The sequence below is a fragment of the Candidatus Latescibacter sp. genome (genome assembly GCA_030692375.1).
GTDB lineage: Bacteria > Latescibacterota > Latescibacteria > Latescibacterales > Latescibacteraceae > JAUYCD01.
Genome location: JAUYCD010000188.1, coordinates 1 through 5,534, shown reverse-complemented (window position 1 = coordinate 5,534; position 5,534 = coordinate 1). Strand labels below are relative to the sequence as shown.

Sequence of the window (5,534 nt, the reverse complement as noted above, 5' to 3'; positions counted from 1 at the left end):
AGGTTCCATTGTTATCTTTTTAACCGTCCTGTTCTCTGTTCGCCTTTAACAGACCTTTTGATGCATTCAAGTTGAATAAAAGTTTTTTACTTTTGTCGCCCTCGTCTTATTAAGGGGGGATGCCGAAGGCAGGGGGGATCTATATCTTATTTTACCCACCACACGATAAAGTTTATGCATGAATGAGCCAGGGTAAAATAGAGTATACTCCCCGTCCATTGCCGGGAAAGACCGGCCGCCAGGTAAATCAGCACCGTGTAGAAGAGCTGGAAAACCACAAATTCCGCAGGCATGGTGGAAAAATTGGGGAGATGCCAGGCAGAGAAAAAGAGTGCGGAGATGAGGAGCGCCCACTTTATCCTGAAACGGGGGTGAATAAAGGTTGGAAAGAGAATTTCAAAGCGGCCGTAGAGGAAGCCGATGAAAACCAGGTCCTGCGCAAGGGGGGAGATCAGCCACATACCTGCGGCGGAATCTGCAAAAGGTCGTACCGGGAGCAGCGGATAAACAATCGCAGTCAGGATTATCGGTATCCCGCAGGCGAAGAGCACTCCCCGCCAATGGGAGCGGATATCGCCGATACGGATTCCGCTGCGCGACAGGGACGGCAGCACCAGGAAGAGACCGTAGGTGAGAGAGAGGAGATACCAGTAATTCTCCTCGCCGGCCGCCTGGATAAACGGAGGAAGAAGCGTCCAGGTCAGGAAGAAGATCTGCTCCGGAACCAGGTGCGCAGCCCAGGTGAGAAGAGCGGCCAGGATGAGCCATTCCCATTTTTCACGGGAGATTCCGGTGGGTGATTCGTACATTGTACCTGACCTGGAATGATTTTATTGCTGTACCTTTTAGAGAACTTACCCACGACCTTCTCTCGGGGGTGAGTTTTCATACCGGGTAAATAGGCATCTCCCGCACAGCATCCCAGCCCATGCCTTTGACATACGCCGTATAGAGGCCCGGAGAATTGAAATTATCCCAGACCACATGGTGCACCCCGGCATCTAGGTCGCCGTCGAGGAGCCGCCCCACTACCTCGCCGCGGCTGTTGAGAACGGTCACACCGACCTTGTCCCTCTCCGGGAGTGTGAGACTGAGATTGACCCTTCCCGCATTGTCCAGGCCGAGGTTCTCGATGACCGGCTTCCGGGCGCTGACTTTCCTGCCCTTTTTCCAGGCGGAGTAATCGAACGGCTCATCGCAGAGGTGGAAACGGGGTTCTTTCTGGCCGTTGTAGTCGCGCTGGAGATAGTAGGTGACCAGCGGAGTGCGTTTAAGGCTCTCAAGCTTGGCGGGGGCAGCCTTGCCGTCTTTCCAGACGAACAGCGGAATATCCCGTGGGTCGAGCACATCCGACATCTTGCGTTCGATACCGATGTGGAAAAGCCCGAAATTGCCCGGTTCGTGACCGGCCAGCCAATGGGCGATGATGTCCACCCGGAAGGGGTCCTTGCCGAAAATCACGATATTCGAAAGGTAATCGCGGCTGGTTGTACCGTACGGCCCCAGTTTTTCGTGAGGGCCGATGCCGAAACCGTTGCCGTCCTGGCTGTAAATGGCCTCGACCATGTTCAGCGCGGTGGGGGTGACGCTCAGGTTGTCGAGAGCGCGGTTGGCCCAGGTTTCCTGCCAGATGCCGCCTTCAGTGCCGGGCCGGTCCCATCGCGGGTAACCCTCTTTCATATGCCGGGCGTGGAGAGCCTCCAGGTGCTTCTCGAAATCGTCCTTGAAATACTGGTGATACCGTGTCTCGTACGCCGGGCGGGGCTGTTTTCGAATGCTGTCGTACCGTGTGCAGAACTGGTGGAAACGTTTGGCGGTGATCCCCTGCAGGTTCTTGATGGTGGTGGTGATTCCCATGCCATGCGCTTTGAGCTTGGCTATATTCACAAGGCAGGTTCCCGGCTCGTTCATGGGTGCCATGTATCCCATGGTTTTAAAAAGCACCCCGTCCGGAATATTGAGGAAAATGATGTCCCTGCCCTCTTTCAAAGTCCAGACATCCATAGTGGAAAGATCGCGCAGATCGATGTTGTTTCTCGCGGCCATTGCGGCCCATCCCATGGGTTCCCACTGGGTAGGACAGCAGCATTCGCGAATGAAATACTGCTGCGGCCCAAGCTCCTTCATGGCGGCGACCCAGCCCTCGATGAAGTTCGGGTCGGTGTTGGTCCCCAGTTTTTCAAACACCGGCTTGCCCTTCTGGGGGCCGGCGGAAGTCCAGTTCGGTTTTACATTCACCTTGGCTGTCATGGGGAATCCGTCGTTCGATTTGACCATAAGCTCTTTGGAGAGCTGGTATCCGGCCTGACGGATCCCGGCGGTATCGGCAATGGCGCTCACCGATGTGAAATGAATGAACACCGCTTTGGGATTTTGACGTATGAACGGGTGGACATTAAACTTGTCACCGCCGGCTGTGGATGTTTTCCCAAGGGAAGAGCAGCCCTGCCCGGCAAGCCCGGCGGCGCCGAGAGCGGCGGATGTTTTAAGAAAATCTCTGCGTTTCATCGATTCCTCCGTTTGTGTAAATTTAATAAAATCTTATAAAATCTTTTCGTGATTCTTCCACAATCCTTATGATAGTAAGCGCCGGAACATAAACGTGATGGCGCAAATTCCTAAGTTTTAGACGTTTTTCCCGGGATAATGGTTGAACGGTTCGTACTCGGAAATATCCGGTATAATATATCAAAAGGAAATACTTGCAAAGACAAATCTTTTTCTTTTTTAGAATTATATCTCTGATGATTTTAAACTTGACTTGGAGCACACGTACACATATTTTGTATGTATTTGAAGGGGCGGGCGATAACGGACAGAAATAAAGATAAACGCGGGGTAAAAAAGAGAGAACCGTGGGAACTGAGCTCTCCGATTCACTCGTTCGGGGTCTCGTATCTGGAGGCGAAACGTATCCAGAATGAGCTGCGCGAGAAAGTTGAGCTTGTCGACATCTTTACTTCTCCGGAAGATGGCGTCCTGGTCGGGGGGGCTGATGTGGCGTTTATCTCAAGGGAACATGATTCTCCGGAACAATCGTCTGTGAGCCGGGAAAATACATCTGTCTCTGCATCCGGTACATACTGCCATACCAGATCAGAACTGAATTCTCCGGTTAAAGCGCTTGCGGCGGTAGTTACCCTGAACCAGGGAAAAAACGGCGTGATCGAAGTATCTCATGCGGTCACGCCCGTTTTGTATCCCTATGTTCCTGGTTATCTCTCTTTTCGGGAAGGCCCGGCAATTCTCGCAGCGATCGGTGGATTAAAAATACTTCCCCGGATCATGCTCTATGACGGGACCGGAATAGCCCATCCGCGTGGACTGGGGCTGGCATCCCATATGGCGGTTCTCACCGGGATACCCTCTATTGGTTGCGCGAAATCTCTCCTCTGCGGCGAATGCGAAGAACCGGGTACGGAAAAAGGGGACTGGACCGAGCTTTGGTTCGAAAACCGTGTGGTCGGCGCCTGTTTAAGAACGAGAAAAGGAGTCAAACCTGTTTTTGTGTCACCCGGCAGCGGATTCACCGTACGAGGCACCGTGGAATTTGTACTCTCTGTGTGCGGAAAATACCGTCTGCCTGAACCTACCAGGATCGCCCATGCACTTGTTACATCGGGGAAAAAACAGGTAAGATTATAGATACCGAAACCAGTTCGGTATGACACATGTCATCCTGAACTTGTTGCCGCTTCGCGGGAACGATAAAACCGTTTCAGGATCTAATTGTGTAATCTCGATGTGATATTTTCAAGAAATACTTATCTGATAACATACTTGGGAAACATTTGTTTTTTATTTTGAAAGGATGGTGAGAAACATGGATAAAGAATTTCCACGATGCATGAAATGCGATACCGGATTTCTCCTTCCGTTATCCGATTACGGGAGAGAGGGCGCATCCATCCGATATAAGGCATGGGTATGCATAAATCCGGATTGCGGGTTCAATATCAGAATCGATAACGGCGAAATCAGCTTTGGCCGTCCCATCGGTGTTTCCACAAAATGATTGGCGGTAAAGAATTGTGAACTTATTCAAATCGACAGCACATACAACCGCCAAAATAGTAAGCGTTCTCCTGGCGCTGGTTCTGTGGTTTAATGTAACCACTGATGCCTCATTCACCACCACTGTATCCATTCCGGTCAGGTATTCTAACCCGGCCGGGAATCTCATAGTGGCCAGCGAACTCCCCAAAACGGTGCCTGTTCAAATAAAAGGCTCCGGCAAAACATTGATCTATTTTGGCCTGAAGAAAATTTCCGAGCACGATCAGCGGTATATTCCAGTCAATCTGGCCAATCTCTCCCGTGGAAAGCATGAGATTGTTCTGGAGCGAAACCAGGTCAACCTGGGTAGTTTCAGCGATGTGGAAGTGGTCGGCATCACCGAGAATTCCCGTTTTACCCTGACCATTGACCGCGAGATAAAAAAGAGCATTCAGGTCAGACTGGACAGTCTCCCGGATATTAAAGTAGCCCATGGATATACAACGGTCGGGAAACCGCTGGCCAAACCGGAGTTGGTGACGGTTACCGGTCCGGAAGAAACGGTCGGCTCTCTATCTTCCATCCCCATCAAATCGTTTGACCGGAATTCCATCTCCGATGCCGACCGGATGATCACCGCCAGGGTGGACACCGGCATTCCGTTTGTAAAGATTGAACCGAAAGAGGTTACCCTCTTTTTCGTTGTGGAGCCTCTGGCGGAAAAAGTTCTTTCGGGCATACCGGTACGCATGAAAAACTTCCCCAAGAACAAAGGATTTCGGTGTGAGCCGGACAATGTGACAGTAACCATCAGCGGACCGGAATCGAAAGTATCGTTGATTACTCCGAAAGTAATCACCGCCGCTGTTCAGTATCAAACCTATCTCCAACAAGAAGAGAGCAGCGGCGACATCAAGCCTGAAATTATCTTCCTGTGGGATATTCCGGGGGTGACGGCGACGGCAAATTCGGTTCGTATTGTTCCTCAAGAGCCGAAAGGGTCAAAATGATACCCCTCACGGTCAAGCTCAGCGGAGCAGTCTCACTTCTTCCGCTGGATTCGCTTGCAATCCAGCCTTCAGTAAATATCCAATTGGACTTTGATCGTCTCGCTTATCCTGAGCATATCTTCTTCTGAAATAATACCCATTCGCTTAAAGAGGCGCAATTTGCTTACAGTACTTCACCTCTTTTCATGCGCTATGTCCTTAAAAGTCATCTCTGCCCAATCCAAGGCTTCTGCCTCTCGCTTTTTGTCTTTTGACATTTGGGAGTAGGCCAATTCCAGATTCGGGCGTATTACATGCGGGCGAACCAATTCCTCGACAAATTTACTGATTTTACCGGGGCCGATGGTCTTATGAAGGCCTTCATATACTTCCTCATCTATTGTTAGAGTGAGCTTCTTTTGCATGTTAATCCTCCTTTATTTATACGTGGTTCTGTCAAAAGTATTATGCTATTTAATACTTAAGGATTTGATATTATTAATGTTAGCAAAATTATGATGTTCTCACCCTTGTCTAACTACCAAAATA

7 protein-coding genes are annotated in these 5,534 nt (G+C 50.4%); 4 read left to right on the top strand and 3 right to left on the bottom strand.

Annotated features, from left to right (window positions below; genetic code table 11):
- Positions 1-146: 146 nt before the first annotated feature.
- Both Q8O92_11280 and Q8O92_11275 read right to left on the bottom strand, forming a co-directional pair.
- Complete coding sequence (locus Q8O92_11280; protein ID MDP2983899.1) at positions 147-809, bottom strand: CPBP family intramembrane metalloprotease; 663 nt, start codon at positions 807-809, stop codon at positions 147-149.
- A gap of 76 nt (positions 810-885) precedes the next feature.
- The gene (locus Q8O92_11275) at positions 886-2,508 is read right to left on the bottom strand and encodes a DUF362 domain-containing protein (protein MDP2983898.1); all 1,623 of its coding nucleotides are present in this window, start codon (positions 2,506-2,508) and stop codon (positions 886-888) included.
- Between the two features lie 279 nt (positions 2,509-2,787).
- Between Q8O92_11275 and Q8O92_11270 the strand changes: the two genes are divergently transcribed.
- From Q8O92_11270 to Q8O92_11255, 4 genes are all read left to right on the top strand, one after another.
- A complete protein-coding gene (locus Q8O92_11270) occupies positions 2,788-3,645 on the top strand; it encodes an endonuclease V (GenBank protein MDP2983897.1) in 858 nt (285 codons plus the stop codon).
- Between the two features lie 178 nt (positions 3,646-3,823).
- The gene (locus Q8O92_11265) at positions 3,824-4,015 is read left to right on the top strand and encodes a hypothetical protein (GenBank protein MDP2983896.1); all 192 of its coding nucleotides are present in this window, start codon (positions 3,824-3,826) and stop codon (positions 4,013-4,015) included.
- A 16-nt stretch (positions 4,016-4,031) separates the two neighbouring features.
- Complete coding sequence (locus Q8O92_11260) at positions 4,032-5,006, top strand: CdaR family protein (GenBank protein ID MDP2983895.1); 975 nt, start codon at positions 4,032-4,034, stop codon at positions 5,004-5,006.
- Complete coding sequence (locus Q8O92_11255) at positions 5,003-5,134, top strand: hypothetical protein (GenBank protein ID MDP2983894.1); 132 nt, start codon at positions 5,003-5,005, stop codon at positions 5,132-5,134. The genes Q8O92_11260 and Q8O92_11255 overlap by 4 nt, the downstream gene beginning before the upstream one ends.
- A 45-nt stretch (positions 5,135-5,179) precedes the next feature.
- Here the strand turns inward: Q8O92_11255 and Q8O92_11250 are convergent, their stop codons facing one another.
- Positions 5,180-5,410, bottom strand: coding sequence for an addiction module antitoxin (locus Q8O92_11250; protein MDP2983893.1), 231 nt, complete (start codon positions 5,408-5,410; stop codon positions 5,180-5,182).
- Between the last annotated feature and the right edge of the window lie 124 nt (positions 5,411-5,534).